Here is a 14,625-nt window from a genome sequence, read left to right as displayed (position 1 = left end):
CCGCCTCACTCGCCGTGCGCGAGTGCGAGATCGCTCGCAGCCTGCCGTGCCTGGTGCAGCGTCTCGTCGACCGGCTCGACGACGAGATCCTGCGCGGTCCCCCGCACCCGGGCAGTGAGCAGGCGCCGCGCCCGACGACGGTGCCACGCGCCGCTCATCGCGGCGATCGCGGAGCCTGCGACGCCCAGCAGGATCCCCGCCGCGATCGCGAGGACCAGCATCACCGTGGGCAGCGGGATCGGGATCCACAGCTCCTCGACCATCGGCATCGGCGGCGGGGGCACGCCGAGGAAGGCGAGCGCGGCGTTCAGGCCCAGCCAGCCGAGGCCCACCACGCCGATCAGCAGCGCGAGCCACTGGAGCACGTCCAGCACCCGCCACCACCAGGAGGTCTCCCCCGCGCGGAGGTCCGCCTCCGCGACCGCCTGGTCCAGGGCGTCCGGGAGCGCCTCCTCCTCGGAGCGGGCCGCGGCGCGGACGGCGGCGCGCCAGGGATCGCTGCCGCCGGCCGAGGCGTCGTCGGCGAATCGGCGCACGCCCCCGGAGGCGCGCGCGGAGGCCGCGGCGTCCGGGGCGGGCAGGGAGGTGCGCTCGAGGCCCTCCCCGTCGCGACCTCGGCCGATGCCGAGCCGGGCCAGGGGATCCGCGCGCATCGAGCGGATCCAGCGCAGCGGCGGCCAGCCGACGCGGCGCGCCGCCCGGTGGCGGTAGGAGCCGCCGACGGCGCGGGCGACGGGCTCGACCCGGGCGGCGAGGGAGAGGTCCCGGGCGAGGGTGTCGATCGCGGCGGGGCTCGAGCGCTCGGCCATGCCGGTGGGATCCGCGGCCTCGCGCAGCCGTGCGGCGGCTCCGCGCACGTCGGCCCGGTGCCGCTCGACCACGGCCTCGCGGCTGCGGGCGATGCCGAGCAGGTGCTCGCGCAGCTCCTCGATCCCCTCCCCGGTCTCGGCGGAGGCGGCGAGGACGGGCGCGCTCTCGAGCCCGTCGGCGCGGGCGATCGCGGCGAGGGAGGCGAGCACGCCCTCGCGCTCGGCCTCGCGGAGCCGGTCCACCTGGTTCAGGACCAGCACGGTGACGGCGTCGTGGCCGGCGAAGGGGCGCACGAACTCGTGGTGCAGCAGCGCGTCGGCGTACTTCTGCGGGTCGGTGACCCACACGATCACGTCGACCATCCCGGTCATGCGCTCGGCGATGTCGCGGTGGGCGGACTCGACCGAGTCGAGGTCCGGCAGGTCCAGCAGCACGACGCCGGGAGTCCCGGCCTCGGTGCGGCGGGCACGACGGCCGCGGGCAGGTTTGTTGGCCGCCCGGGCCAGCGCCGTGCCCTCGTCGAGGGCGTGGCGCTCCTCGACCTCGAGCCAGTCCAGCAGCGCCTCGCTGCCCGCGTCGCCGAGCACGGCGGCGAGCGGCGCGGAGGTGGTGGGGCGGCGCACCGCCGCGCGGGCCACGTCCTTGCCGATCAAGGCGTTGAGCAGGGAGGACTTCCCGGAGCCGGTCGCGCCGAACAGTCCGATCACGGTGTGCTCGGCGGAGAGGGCGCGGCGGCGGTCGATCCTCTCCAGCAGCTCGGTCGTCCCGGTCAGGGCCTCACCGGGGGCGATCCCGTCGAGGGCGGAGAGCGCCCGGTCCAGGGCGTCGAGCCGCTCGTGCAGCGGGGTGGTGCGGGGGCGGCGGAGGCTCATCGGGTCTCCTCCCGGATGTCGCGGGCGAGGGCGGCGAGCGCCTCGGCGTCGGCCTCGAGCTCCTCCGCGGCGTCGTCGTCGCCGAGCGCGTCGAGCCGGTCGAGGAAGGGGGCGGAGCGCTCGGCGACCAGGGCGTCGAGCCGACCGGTGAGGGACTCCCGGGCGGCCTTCGCCATGCGCCTGACCGCCTCGTCGCCGAAGATCGCCTCGAGCAGCCGCTGGCCGACGACGGCGGTCGCCGCCCCGGCGCCGACCTCGAGGCCGGTGGGGATGAAGGCGGTGGACGCGAAGACGACCACCATCAGCGCGACGCCGACGACGTTCACCCCGAGGGAGAGCACCCGCGCCTTCGTGCGGCGGTCGGCGCCCTCGGCACGGACCAGCTCGAGCACGTCGCCCTGCCAGGCGCGCACCGCGGCGCGGACCTGCTCGGGATAGTCCTCGTCGATCCGGGTGAGGTCCTGGCCCTCGGCGAGGGAGCGCCCGGCGGTGCTCGCGCGCCAGGCGGCGTCGGCCCGCTCGGCGCCGCGCGCCGTCTCGTCGACCACGACGTGGACGAGTCCGCTGCCGAGCGCCTGCTCGGCCTCGACCGCGGGGGCGGGGCGGCCCGAGAGCATCTGGCCGAGCCGGTCCCGGGCGCGGGTCACGAAGGACTCCACGCCGCGGAAGAACTCCCCGGTTCCCACCACGTCCTGCCAGCGGGCGAGCACCTCGCCGCGCAGCAGGGAGCCGTCGCCGAGGGCGGCGTCGATCCGCTCCCGGGAGCCGGAGAACGCGGCCACGGCCTCCTCGCGCAGCCGCCGGCGCTCGTCGTCCTGGAGCGCGGCGTGCCCGGCGATGTCGCCGGCGGAGGTGGCGAGGCCGTCGACGGCGCCGGCGAGGGTGCGCCGGGCGATGCAGCGCCTGCCCTCGCCGTCGGCCGCGAGCGTGGTGAAGTGCGCGGCGAGCTCGGCGATCACCTCGGGAGGGAGCATGCCGTCGTCGTCGATCGTGGTCTCGGGGACCAGGAAGAGACGGTCCACCTCGACGCCCTGCCGCTCGAGCATGGAGGTGAGGTCGGCGGCGAGCTCCTCGGCCACGCCGTCGCGGTCCGGGATGCGGTTCATGACCACGTCGACGGTCACGTCGCGCTCGGCGGCGGTGCGCAGCACCTCCCAGGGCACGGCGTCGGCGTAGCGGTTGGCGGTGGTGACGAAGAGCCACAGGTCCGCGGCGCGCAGCAGCTGCCGGGCGAGCTCGCGGTTGCCCTTCGCGACCGAGTCGATGTCCGGGGCGTCCAGCAGCGCGAGGCCCTGCGGGATCCGCTCCTCGGCGTGGAGGGCCAGCGAGGTCGCGGGGTCCACGTCGCCGGTCGTGTCCGGCGCCCCCGGCGCCTCGGCGTCGCGCGCTTCGGGGCTCGTGCCTCCGTGGACGCGGGCGAGGCCGGGGAGGATGCGGGTGCCGGTGAACCAGGGCTCGTCGGCCGGGTGGTGGAGGAGCACGGGCCGACGGGTGGTGGGGCGGATCGCGCCGGAGCGGCTCACGGGCGCGCCGACCAGCGCGTTGACCAGCGTGGACTTGCCGGCACCGGTGGAGCCGCCGATCACGACCAGCAGCGGTGCGTCGAGGGAGGCGAGGCGCGGGGTGACGTGGTCGGCGAGCTGGGAGAGGGCGGCGCGGGCCTCGGTGCGGGCGGCCTCGGCGCCCTCGACGGGCAGCGGCAGCGTGAGCGTGCGCAGATGCTCCGCGAAGGTGTCGAGCACCTGGGTGGTCCGATCGGTCATGGCTCCCCCGGGATGGTCGAGTGCGGGCCCCGGGCACGGGGCACCTGGGCGTCATTGTGGCAGGTCGCCGGGAGCGTCGTCCCTGGATCGCGGGTCGTCCCGGCGAGGACGGGCCGACGGATCGGCCGGCCCGTCCCGGGACCGCTCAGTCCAGGAAGGGGTCCAGTCCCCACTCGGGGAAGGCGCCGCGGCGCGCGGCCTGGACCGCCCGGTCGAGCGGGTCCTCGGGGTCGAAGCCGTGCTCCCAGTCGCGCACGGCCAGGGGGCGGTCGTCGCCGAAGCGCCGCACCGACGGCTCCGGTGAGAGGCCGTGCTCGGTGCGGGCGCGGTCGGCCGCCTCGAGGAACTCCTGCGGCAGCGGGGCGGCCGGGTCGATCGGCTCGCCCGTCGCGACCGCGAGCAGGTGGGTCCAGGAGCGCGGGACCACGTCGATCACCGCGTACCCGCCGCCGCCGAGGGCGAGCCAGCGCCCGCCGCACACCTCGTCGGCCAGCTCCTTCATCAGCATCATCACCTCGCGCTGCGCCTCGAGGGTGACGGAGAAGTCGGCCAGCGGGTCGCTGCGGTGGGTGTCGGCGCCGTGCTGGGTGACCAGCAGCGTGGGCTTCACCGCCCGGACCAGGGCGGGGACCGTCGCACGGATCGCCCGCACCCAGCCGTCGGCGGTGGTGCGGGGCGGGAGCGGGACGTTGATCGCGGTGCCCTGCGCGGAGGGTCCGCCGGTGTCCTGGACGAAGCCGGTGCCGGGGAAGAGCCTCTCCCCCGTCTCGTGGATCGAGAGGGTCACGGCGCGCGGCTCGTCCCACAGGGCGCGCTCGACGCCGTCGCCGTGGTGGACGTCGACGTCGACGTACATCACCCGCTCCTCACCCGCATCCAGTGCCCGGCGCACCGCGAGGGCGGCGTCGTTGTAGACGCAGAAGCCGGAGACGCTGCCGGGCTTGGCGTGGTGCATGCCGCCGGCGACGTTGACCGCGCTGCGCACGTGGCCGGCGATGATCCCGTCGACCGCGGCGAGGGAGCCGCCGGCGATGCGGGCGGAGGCGGTGTGCATGCCGGGGAAGGGCGGGACGTCGTCGCCGCCGATGCCGAAGGAGATCAGCTCGTCGAGGTCCTCGGCGGTCAGCCCCTCGAAGCCGGGCGAGGACCGCCTGACCGCCTGGACCAGCGCGGGGTCGTGGACGGCCTGGAGCTCCTCGTCGCTCGCGACGGGTGCGGGCAGGGTCCGCACGCACTCGCGGTCCAGCACCCCGGCCGCGCCCGCGAGGATCCGGGTGAGCGTGAGGCGGATCGGGGCCATCGGGTGGTAGGGCCCGAAGTCGTACTCGCACAGCGCGTCGTCCCAGACGATCCCGACGCCGTCGGGGGCGGGGACCTGGGCAGGGGCGGGCACGTCGGCGGGCATGGGGTGAGCGTACCGAGGATCGCGAGGGACGGGTGTTCGCGCGGGACGGGTCTAGACTGCCGCGGACGCGACCGCCGGTCGCCACGAGCACGAGGGATGCGATGACCGAACGGGGGACCCGGCCCACCCGCCGGCGGCTGTCCGGCCCTGCCCCGCGCGCCCGCCGGCAGGGCCTGCGCGATCACGCCAGGTCGCTGTCCAAGGCGACCCCGGCCCGGATCGCGCTGGGTGTGTTCACCCTGCTGATCGGCGTGTTCACGGCGCTCCTCTCGCTGCCGATCGCGACGCGCGACGGTCAGGGCACCGACCTCATCGACGCACTGTTCACCGCCGTCTCCGCGATCTGCGTGACCGGGCTCGTCACCGTCGACACCGGCACCCACTGGTCGACCTTCGGGCTGACCGTGATCATGGTCGCGGTGAAGCTCGGCGGCCTGGGGCTGATGACCGTCGCCTCCCTGCTGAGCATCTCGGTGATGCACCGGCTCGGTCTCGCCCAGCGGGTGATCACCGCGCAGGAGACCCGCGCCGAGCGGCTCGCCGAGGTGGGCGGGGTGCTGCGGGTCATCCTCATCACCTCCACCGCCTTCGAGATCGCGACCTTCGTGGCCCTGACCCCGTACATGTTCGTCACCGAGCACGGGGTCGGGGAGTCGCTGTTCCTGGGTCTGTTCTATGCGATCAGCGCCTTCAACAACGCGGGCTTCGTGCCCGAGGCCGCGGGCACCGCGCAGTACCTCGGCGATCCGTTCTTCTCGATCCCGATCGGTCTCGCCGTGCTGGTCGGCTCCCTCGGCTTCCCCGTGATCCTGGTGGTGGTGCGGAAGCTGCGCACCCCGCGGAGGTGGAGCGTCCACGCGAAGCTGACCCTCACCACGACGGCGCTGCTGCTGGTGGTCGGGTTCGGCGGCTATCTCACGATGGAGTGGTCCAACCCCGCCACCCTGGGGAACGAGGGCGTGGGCACGAAGGTGCTCGCCGCCGGGTTCGCCGCGATCATGCCGCGATCGGGCGGCTTCGCGACGCTGGACGTCGGCCAGATGACCACCGAGTCGCGCCTGCTGACGGACCTGCTGATGTTCATCGGCGGCGGCTCCGGCTCCACCGCGGGCGGCATCCGCGTGACCACCTTCGCGCTGCTGATGCTGTCGATCTGGGCGGAGATCCGAGGCAACCCCGACGTCGAGGTGTTCGGCCGGCGCATCCCTCACGACACGATCCGCCAGGCCATCGGGGTGCTCGTCATGAGCGCCACGATCGTGTTCGCGGCGACCTTCGTGCTGCTGCGGATGACCCCGTACTCGCTGGACCAGGTGCTCTTCGAGTCGCTGTCCGCCTTCGGCACCGTGGGGCTGTCCACCGGGATCACCCCGTCCCTGCCCACCGAGGCGAAGGCCGTCCTCGCGCTGTGCATGTACGTGGGACGCCTGGGCCCGATGACCCTCGGCGCAGCCCTCGCCGTCCGCTCCCGAGTGCGGATGATCCAGTACCCCGAGGAGCGGCCGATCGTGGGCTGAGCCCCGACGGGGACCGGCCTAGACTGAGCCGGCCCCGACCCGACCCCCGACCGCGCCCGACCTGAAGGAGCCGTCATGCCCCGCACCGCCCGCGACGAGGGCGTCCTCGTGATCGGCCTGGGCCGCTTCGGCGCCGCGATCGCCCTGACCCTCGAGAAGCTCGGCACGCAGGTGCTCGCGATCGACACCGATCCGGACCTCGTCCAGAAGTACTCCGGCCAGCTCACCCACGTGGTGCGGGCCGATGCGACCCAGCCCGAGGTGCTCGAGCAGGTCGGTGCCGGCGACTTCCGCATCGCGGTAGTGGGCGTGGGCACCTCGATCGAGTCCAGCGTGCTGATCGCGACGAACCTCGTGGACCTCGGCAAGCCCGTGATCTGGGCGAAGGCGATCTCGCCCGCCCACGGCCGGATCCTGCAGCGCATCGGCGCCCACCACGTCGTCTACCCCGAGGCCGATGCCGGCAAGCGGGTCGCGCACCTGGTCAACGGCCGCCTCATGGACTTCATCGAGTTCGACGACGACTTCGCGATCGTGAAGATGCGCCCGCCGCGCGAGGTGCAGGGCATGACCCTCGCCGACTCCGACATCCGCCAGCGCTTCGGCGTGACCGTGGTAGGCGTGAAGTCACCGGGCAAGGACTTCACCTACGCGGTGCCGGAGACGATGGTCGCCGCGCACGACCTGCTGATCGTCTCCGGCCGCACGGGCCAGATCGAGAAGTTCTCCCAGCGCGCCTGAGCCCGGGGCGGGGACGGGGACGGGACGTCGGTGGCACGCTGCGGCATATATGCCACCGCGTGTCACCAGGAGCCCGTCCACGCCCCGCCCTCCCCCACGGCACCCGGGCCCGCCCCTCCCCTGAGGCGGCCGTGCGCGCCGGTCGGGGCGATCAGCCCCGGCTCATCGCGCGGGAGGAGTCGGCCGCGGCGGCCATGGCGGCGGCGACGCCGGCGCGCACGCCCTCCCGCTCGAGGGCGGCGAGGCCCTGCACGGTGGTGCCGCCGGGGCTGGAGACTGCGTTCTTCGCGACGGCCGGGTGGGTGCCGCTCTCGGTGAGCATGGTCGCGGCGCCGCGCACCGTCTGCTGCACGAGGGAGGCGGCGAGGTCGCGCTTCAGCCCGAGCCGCACGGCCTCGTCGGTCATCGCCTCGATGATCGTGAAGACGAAGGCGGGCATCGAGCCGGCGGTGCCGATGAAGGCGTGGACCTGCTCCTCGGTGATGTCCACGGCCACGCCGGCGCTCGAGAACAGGGCGTGCAGCAGCGCATGCTGCTCGTCGGAGACGGCGTCGCCGCGCATGAGGCCCACGGCCCCCTCCCCCACCGAGATGGGGGTGTTCGGCATGGCACGGGCGACGGCGGCGTCCGACGGGAGCGCGTCCTGGATCTGCGCGAGGGTGGTGCCGGCGGCGAGGGAGAGCACCACGGCGCCGTCGGGGAGGTCGTCCCGCAGCTCGGCGACGAGGTCGAGGATCTGGTAGGGCTTCACGCCGAGGACGACGACGTCGGCGCCCTCGATCGCCTCGGCGCGGGAGGCGGCGGCGGTCGCGCCGAGCTCCTCCGCGGCGCGCTCGCTGCTGGTCGGGATCGAGTTCGCGATCCGCAGGTTCTCGGGGCGCACGCCGGCGTCGAGCATGGTGCGGCCGACGGGCCCGCCCATGTTCCCGGCCCCGATCAGGGCGACGCGGATGGCGGAGAGGTCGATGCTGTCGGTGCTCGTGTCAGTCATGCCGTCAGGGTACGGCGCAGGCGCTGGACCATGGGGGCCGTCCCGGTGGGCGCCCTCGGGCCTACGGCGTGCGGGCGGCGAGGCGGGACTCGACGAGGACGAGCAGCTGCACGGCCGCCACGCCGACGAGGGCGAGCAGCAGCATCAGCGGCCAGTCCGCGCCCGGGCCCTGCAGGGCGCCCGAGGCGTCCTGCCACGGCCAGAGGCTGCGCAGGGCGCCGATCATGAGGCCTGCGAGCACCACCATGGTGCCGCGGTGGTGACGGGTCAGCAGGATCCGCATGAGCTTCACGATGACGACGAGCCCCACGAGCGCCCACAGCCCGAACCAGGCGATGTAGCCGAGGTCCCGCTGGTCCACGGCCTGCAGGGTGGGCTGGTAGAGGCCGACGCTCAGCAGCAGGAAGGACCCCGAGACACCGGGCAGCACGAGCGCGCACACGGCGATCGCGGCGGCAGGGGCGACCACCCACGGGCTCGGCTCGAGGGAGGTCGAGGGCAGGGAGGTCAGCAGCAGCCCGCCGACCGCGCCGAGGGCGAACAGGCCGAGCTCCGCTCCGCGCCACGCCCCGCCGGAGAGCCGCACGGGCACCAGCACGGAGCCGGCGACGAGGCCGAGGAACAGGGCGCGCATCGTCTCGGGGTGGCTCTCGACGAGACCTGCGACGGGCCCGGCGACGGTGAGGACGGCCGCTGCCATGCCGACCAGCAGCGGGAGGACGAGCAGCCAGTTCACGCCGCGCAGCTGCTCACGCGCTCCGGCGAGGCGATCCGGCCCGGTCACGAGGCGACGAGCGGCGGCGGTGATCCGGTGCCCCGCCTCGATCAGCTCGTCGTAGATCCCGGTGACCAGCGCGACGGTGCCGCCGCTGACGCCGGGCACGGTCTCGACCACCCCGATCAGCGCGCCGCGCAGGAGGTTCCCGAGCGGGTTGCGGTGGCGCGGGAGGGCGGTGTCGGCGGGCGCGGCGGCGGGGGCGGTGTCCGTCATGGCCCGAGCCTACGGAGGTGCAGCGCCAGCACCGATATCGTCGACTGCGTGAGTGACGCATCCGGCCCCAATACCGCCCGACCGCGTCTTCATCTCCTGTGCGGTCTGGTTGGTTCGGGGAAGTCCACCCTCGCCCGCCGCCTGGAGGCGGAGTCGCCCGCAGTGCGCCTGACGCTGGACGAGTGGATGCTGCGTCTGAATCCGGAGCTCACCGTGGAGGACACGGCGTACGGCGAGCGAGCGGCCGTCGTGAGGGCACTGCTGGGCGACATCGCCGAGCAGGTGCTGCGCACGGGGAGCGACGCGATCCTGGACTGGAACGCCTGGTCGCGGGATCGCCGGGCCGACGGGATCGCGCGGGCTCGACGGGCCGGCGCCGAGGTGCTGCTGCACCGTCTGACGACCCCGCTCGAGGAGTCCACCCGACGGGCCCGAGCCCGGACCGAGGCAGGCACGGCGTATGCACATACGGTGGATCTGGCGGGGAATTACCACTTGGCCGGTCTGATCGAGGAACCTTCGGAGGACGAGGGACTTCGCCTGATCGTCCATCCCTGACCGAGCCGGGCACCCAGCGCCCGTCCGTGCACCGCCTCAGCGACCCCAGTGCGGGGGCACGTCGCCGCTGAGGCGGGCGTCGTTGGACTCGTCGGCCCCGGGCTCGGGGGCGTCCTCGGCGAGGCGGTCCGGGAGCACCTTCGGCTCCTCGCCGCGGGAGGCGGCGGGGGCGGCCGCGTCCTGCGCCTCCCAGTCGATCGGCTTGCCGGTCACGGAGGAGACGACGACCCGGCGGACGGGCCTCGCCGCTCTCCCACGGGCCGACGCTTCCCCGTCGGCCGCGGAGCCGGTGCTCACTGCCGCTCCTGGTAGCGGCGGATCGCGCTGGAGACGGAGACGTCCAGCAGCACGGAACGCTGCTCGAAGCCGAGGAAGCTGCGCACCTCGGTGGCCAGGTGCTCCTCGAGCCGGGCGCGGCCGTCGGAGCAGATGTACTCCACCACCGCGTCGAAGTCGTCGCTGGAGTAGAAGCTCAGCGGGTGACCGGCGGGGATCTGCGGGCGGGGCAGACGATGGCGGATCGTGCCGACGCCGGAGGGCGAGTCGGAGCTCTCCTCCGCCTGGACCAGGCGCAGCGCCCGGTCCAGGGCGCGACGGATCCGCTCGGCCTCCCCGTCGGGGTCGATGAACAGGGCCCAGGACCACACGCGCTCGGTCGCCCATCCGGCGGCCTCGAGGCGCTCGGCCCGCAGCCGGTCGCGCTCGCGCTGGCTGGGGGTGTCGACGTAGTGGTCGCCGTCGGTGTCCACGGCCAGCAGCAGTCGGCCGGGCATGTCCGGATGGCCGAACGCGAGCTCGATCCGGTCCGCGGACAGGCCGAAGTCCCGCTCGACCAGCAGGCCGAGCCGGCGCAGGCGGTCCGCGAGGTCCTGGACGAGGGCGTCGGTCTCGAGCTCGCGCGGGGCTCGCTCGGCCTCCGGCTCGGGCCGCGCGGGGGCGGGCTCGTCGACGTCGGACGGCGCATCGACGCCCGCGGGGGCGTCGGAACCGGCAGCGCCACCGGCCGCGGCCCGGGCAGCGTCGTCGGACTCCGCCGCCGGCTGCTCCGTCTCCTGTCCGGTCACGGCGCCGTCGGTCTCGGGGTCCGCGCTCCGCGGGGAGGCGGCGGACTTGCGGGCCAGCGCCGCCTCGATCGCGGCGTCGAGGTCCTCGTCGGAGAGCTCCTGCGCGTGCGCCGGCTCCGCGGACGCGGCCGGCTCCGGTGCGGCGCCGCCGCGGCCCTCCTGCACGGGGCCCTCGCTCCCGTTCGGAGCGGGTGCGGCGCGCGGCAGCTCGGGGGCGGGCGGAGCGATCTCCTCGTCGCTGCCGGTGAGCGCGGCGACATGGGGGACGACGGGGACGTCGTGCCCGCCCTGCAGCACCCAGAGCAGGGCGCGCAGGTCCCGGGCGCCGTCGGAGCGCAGCCGGGCGTGGTCGAGGTCCTGCACGGCCAGCGAGGAGACCACGGTGGTGCGGCCGCGGGCGCGGGTGATGACGGTGGCGAGGGCCTTGCGGCCGCTCTCCTCGGACAGCGGTCCGAAGCGGTGCAGCAGCCGGCCGTGCGGGGTCTTCCCGAAGCCGATCGAGACGATGATGTCGTCGCGCAGCACGGAGGTGGCCTGCGCGGCGGGCAGCACGGTGAAGACCTCGCGGGCGCCGGGGTCGAAGTAGTCGCGCAGCGCCGGGATGACGGAGACGGTGTTCATGATCCGCTCCATCAGGCGCCGGGCGTGCTCCTCGGTGAAAGTGAGCACGGCCAGGGACCGCTCGGGGCGGGTGCGGGCGTGCTCGATCACGAGGTCGGTGACACGGCGCAGCTCCGCCTCGGTGGACTCGACGTACTCCGTCCCCTCGGTGACCGGGCCGCGGCCGTTCTCGACGGTGACCAGGCGGTCCTGCTCGGGGGCGACGGGGCTCGGCACCGCCACGACCTCGCCGACCAGGGCGCGGCGCTGGGCGAAGCCGCGCAGCCCCTCGGTCGCGGGATGGGGATCGCGCAGGATCTCCTGGTGCGGGGCGATGCGCAGCATGTCGTCGAGGAGGCTCGGGACCGAGTCCCCGCCGTACTCGAGCACATCGCCGACGACGACGGTCTGCGACGCCCGGACGATCGAGGGCAGCGCCGCGGCGGTGGGCAGGCGCCCGCCGTCGGCGACGATCAGCACGTCGAAGTGGCGCCCCCGCGGGATGACCTGCGGGACCAGGTACGGGGAGGCGAGCCAGGCGGGTCGGGCCGCGAAGAGGATGTCCTCGTACTTCGCGGCGAGGTCGCGGATGGACACGGTCGAGGAGCGGGCGAGCTCGGCGATCGCGGCGCGGGAGGTGTCCGGGTAGAGCTTCATCGTCGCCACTCGCGTTTCGTCGGCCGCGGCGTGCACGCGAGCGGAGGCGTCGGAGAGGTAGGCGGAGTCCAGGCGGCGGAAGCGCTCGGCGACCTGGGAGAGGGAGGTGCCGTCGTACTGGGAGATGGTCGGCTCGGCGCCGGCGATCATCTCGAGGACGCTGCGCCACCAGGCCAGCTCCAGCTCGGCGCCGACCTGGTCGATCGGGACGCGGCGGGCACGGAGGTCCTCGACGAGCTCGCCGAGGCCGTCGAAGCCGAGTCGGCGCAGCAGCTCGGTGCGCCGCGGAAGGGTCTCGAGATCGGAGCGGTCCGCGGCGAGGGCCTCGACGCGGCGCTCGAGCTCGTCGAGGTCGGTGCGGGCGAGGTCGGCGCCGGCGGGGGTGCCGTCCAGCAGCACGGCGAGCTCGTCGAGCACCTTCTGGGAGCGGGCGGCGATGCGGTGGATCTGCTCGAGGTCCTCGGGCAGGGACGGCCGCGAGGGGCTCCCCTCCGCCTCGGCGGCGTGGCGGCGCCACTCCTCGACCACGTCACGGGCCTCGCCGAGGTCGCGGTGCAGGTCCGGGGACAGGGCGGCGGGGCGCTGCAGCGCGGCGGCCTCCTTCTTCAGCCGCCGACGGGCGCCGAAGCCCATCTCCACGCCGCGCTCCTCGCGCCAGCGCTTGTCGGCGGTGGCGGCGACGAGATCGGGCAGCGGGGCGGCGAACACGGCGGACTGGAAGGTGCCCAGCAGCGCCTGCACCCGGTCCAGCAGGGCGAGGCGCTCGCCGAGCTGGACGAGGGTCGCGGGCTCGCGCAGTCCCAGCTCTCCGCCGGCGCGGGCGCCGGCGCGGCGCAGCTGCGGCAGGATCTCGCCGCGCAGCTGGTCCACGAGCTCCTCGGCCCGCGATGCCTGGGTGTCGGAGCTGATCGGCGCGCCGTACCAGGCGGTCTGCTCGGGACCGGTGGAGAGCACGCCCACCTCGGCCGCCTCGCGCAGCGCTTCGGTGTAGCGGTCGCGGTCCTCCCCCACCATCTGCGCGGCCACGGAGCCGGGCAGGCGCACGGAGGTGCGGGGGGCGGGGTGGAGGCGGGTCAGCGCGGCGAGCGCGGAGATCGCGTCGTGGGCGGAGGCGTCCCACGGCTCCTGGATCCGGTGCATCGCCTCGACGTGGCCGACGAGGATGTCGCGGCTGGCGCCGAGCTCCTCGGGGGCGGCGTCGTCCGGACCGAGTCCGTGGGAGCCGGCGCGGCGCAGGCTGCGCAGCAGCGAGGCGGAGGCGTTGCGCTGCAGGGACGGGTCCGGGGAGAGGTCGAAGACGAGCTCGTCGAGGCCGCGGCGGCGGGCGATCTCGACGAGCTGTGAGAGGTTGCGGCGGCGCTGGGAGACGATCAGGACGCTCTTGCCGCGGGCGTTGAGCTCCTCGGCGAGGTCGACCACGAGGTCGAGGCTGGTGGTGCCGGGCGGGGTGGGCACGGCGAGGTCCCCACCGGCCAGGACCCGTTCGAGCACGGCGCGGTGGCCGGGGTCGACGGCGGCGACCAGCTCGTCCTCGGGCACCGAGGGGAGCTCGGTCCCCTCCGCGTCCTGCACCTCGGTGCGGGCGGTCTCGTCGCCGGCGAGCGCGGCGACCAGCGGCGAGGCGGCCCAGTCCTCGCGCGCCTCGGCGAGGTCCTCGGCGACGGAGCCGGCGGCGTCCATCATGTTCCCGACGACGAGGGCGTGCAGGACGCGGAAGCCGGTCAGCGGCTGGCCGAGGGAGCGGAAGGCGTCCAGGACGGGGTTGGGGTCGAAGCCGTGGGCGCCGTCGGTCGTGGCCAGCAGCGCGCGGGCGTCGACGGCGACGCCGGCCTCGCGCAGGGCGCGCAGCAGGACCGGGTTGAGGTCCGCGGTCGCGTCGACCTCGAGGTCGACGTCCTCGCGGGCGTTGCCGCGCAGACGCAGGGTCACGGGGCGCACGAGCACGGGGGCGTGGATCGGCTCGGAGCCGTCCTCGGGGTACCAGATCGCCTCGCCGATCCCGAGGTGGCAGGTGGTCAGGCCCACCTCCTCCGCGTGCCGCTCGGCGACCTCGCGGATGGTGCGGGCGTGGGCGCGGGCGTCGGCGAGCGCCCCGACCTCGCGGACCAGGGAGGACAGGCGCGTCGGGCCGCGGCCGGCGAGGAGCTGCGCGAGGCCGGAGGGATGGGAGTGGGTGAGGTCCAGGACCGTGCCGCCGGCACGGATCTGGGTGAGGAAGGAGGGGGCGGTGACGCCGCCGGTGATCTGCTGGGCCCAGCGGTCCAGGGCGTCGGCGACGCGGTCCTCGCGGCTGAGTGGTCGGTGCTCGCGGCGGACCACGGGCACGCCGTCCTCGTCCTGCTCGGGCGCGATCCCGGCTCCGACCTCGTCGAAGCGGTGGTCGAGCACGACCTCGTAGCCGCCGGTCCGCGCAGGCTCGGCCGGGGGCTCCTCGCGCTGCGGGGCGGCAGGTGCCGGGTCGGGGCTCGCGGGGGCCTCCTGCTGGTCCCCGGACCGCTCGCCGCGACGCTCCCGGGCGAGGGCCGACAGGGCGTCGTCGCGCGACGGCGCCTCCTGGTCCGTGCTCTCCGGTCGCTTCTTCCCGCGCAGGAAACTCCACATGGGAGCCCACGCTACCGGGAGCCCGGCGGGCGTCCGCGCAGGCGTGCCGCCGTGG

10 protein-coding genes are annotated in these 14,625 nt (G+C 75.0%); 3 read left to right on the top strand and 7 right to left on the bottom strand.

Features of this window, described 5'->3' with window-relative positions:
- Positions 1-5: 5 nt before the first annotated feature.
- The 3 genes from DS079_RS07615 to DS079_RS07605 all read right to left on the bottom strand — a co-directional run bounded on the left by DS079_RS07615 (position 6) and on the right by DS079_RS07605 (position 4,850).
- On the bottom strand, positions 6-1,682 hold the full coding sequence (locus DS079_RS07615) for a dynamin family protein (RefSeq protein ID WP_126986293.1): 1,677 nt from the start codon (positions 1,680-1,682) through the stop codon (positions 6-8).
- On the bottom strand, positions 1,679-3,445 hold the full coding sequence (locus DS079_RS07610) for a dynamin family protein (protein ID WP_126986291.1): 1,767 nt from the start codon (positions 3,443-3,445) through the stop codon (positions 1,679-1,681). Before DS079_RS07610 ends, DS079_RS07615 begins: the two co-directional genes overlap by 4 nt.
- A gap of 145 nt (positions 3,446-3,590) precedes the next feature.
- The gene (locus tag DS079_RS07605; protein WP_126986289.1) at positions 3,591-4,850 is read right to left on the bottom strand and encodes an acetoin utilization protein AcuC; all 1,260 of its coding nucleotides are present in this window, start codon (positions 4,848-4,850) and stop codon (positions 3,591-3,593) included.
- A 101-nt stretch (positions 4,851-4,951) separates the two neighbouring features.
- Here DS079_RS07605 and DS079_RS07600 point away from each other — a divergent pair, with 101 nt between their 5' ends.
- Both DS079_RS07600 and DS079_RS07595 read left to right on the top strand, forming a co-directional pair.
- Entirely contained in the window at positions 4,952-6,367 is a 1,416-nt protein-coding gene (locus DS079_RS07600; RefSeq protein WP_126986287.1) for a TrkH family potassium uptake protein, read from the top strand.
- A gap of 75 nt (positions 6,368-6,442) precedes the next feature.
- Positions 6,443-7,108 (top strand): potassium channel family protein, encoded by a 666-nt coding sequence (locus tag DS079_RS07595; protein WP_126986285.1) that lies wholly within the window; start codon positions 6,443-6,445, stop codon positions 7,106-7,108.
- Between the two features lie 151 nt (positions 7,109-7,259).
- On the opposite strand, the gene proC is transcribed toward DS079_RS07595, so the two are convergent.
- Both proC and DS079_RS07585 read right to left on the bottom strand, forming a co-directional pair.
- Positions 7,260-8,099, bottom strand: coding sequence for a pyrroline-5-carboxylate reductase (gene proC / locus DS079_RS07590; protein WP_126986283.1), 840 nt, complete (start codon positions 8,097-8,099; stop codon positions 7,260-7,262).
- Positions 8,100-8,160: 61 nt separating this feature from the next.
- Positions 8,161-9,090: a DUF368 domain-containing protein gene (locus DS079_RS07585; protein ID WP_126986281.1), complete on the bottom strand. Its 930-nt coding sequence runs from the start codon at positions 9,088-9,090 to the stop codon at positions 8,161-8,163.
- Positions 9,091-9,138: 48 nt separating this feature from the next.
- On the opposite strand from DS079_RS07585, the gene DS079_RS07580 reads away from it, so the two are divergent.
- Positions 9,139-9,648 (top strand): P-loop nucleotide/nucleoside kinase family protein, encoded by a 510-nt coding sequence (locus DS079_RS07580; RefSeq protein ID WP_164736154.1) that lies wholly within the window; start codon positions 9,139-9,141, stop codon positions 9,646-9,648.
- A gap of 36 nt (positions 9,649-9,684) precedes the next feature.
- Here DS079_RS07580 and DS079_RS07575 read toward each other — a convergent pair whose 3' ends face one another.
- Together DS079_RS07575 and DS079_RS07570 are read right to left on the bottom strand one after the other, a co-directional pair.
- Positions 9,685-9,945 (bottom strand): hypothetical protein, encoded by a 261-nt coding sequence (locus DS079_RS07575; RefSeq protein WP_126986278.1) that lies wholly within the window; start codon positions 9,943-9,945, stop codon positions 9,685-9,687.
- Positions 9,942-14,570 (bottom strand): DUF4011 domain-containing protein, encoded by a 4,629-nt coding sequence (locus DS079_RS07570; RefSeq protein ID WP_126986276.1) that lies wholly within the window; start codon positions 14,568-14,570, stop codon positions 9,942-9,944. The genes DS079_RS07575 and DS079_RS07570 overlap by 4 nt, the downstream gene beginning before the upstream one ends.
- Positions 14,571-14,625 lie beyond the last annotated feature (55 nt).

It is taken from the genome of Brachybacterium paraconglomeratum (genome assembly GCF_003994255.1).
GTDB lineage: Bacteria > Actinomycetota > Actinomycetes > Actinomycetales > Dermabacteraceae > Brachybacterium > Brachybacterium conglomeratum.
This window is presented reverse-complemented; position numbering and strand designations above follow the sequence as displayed.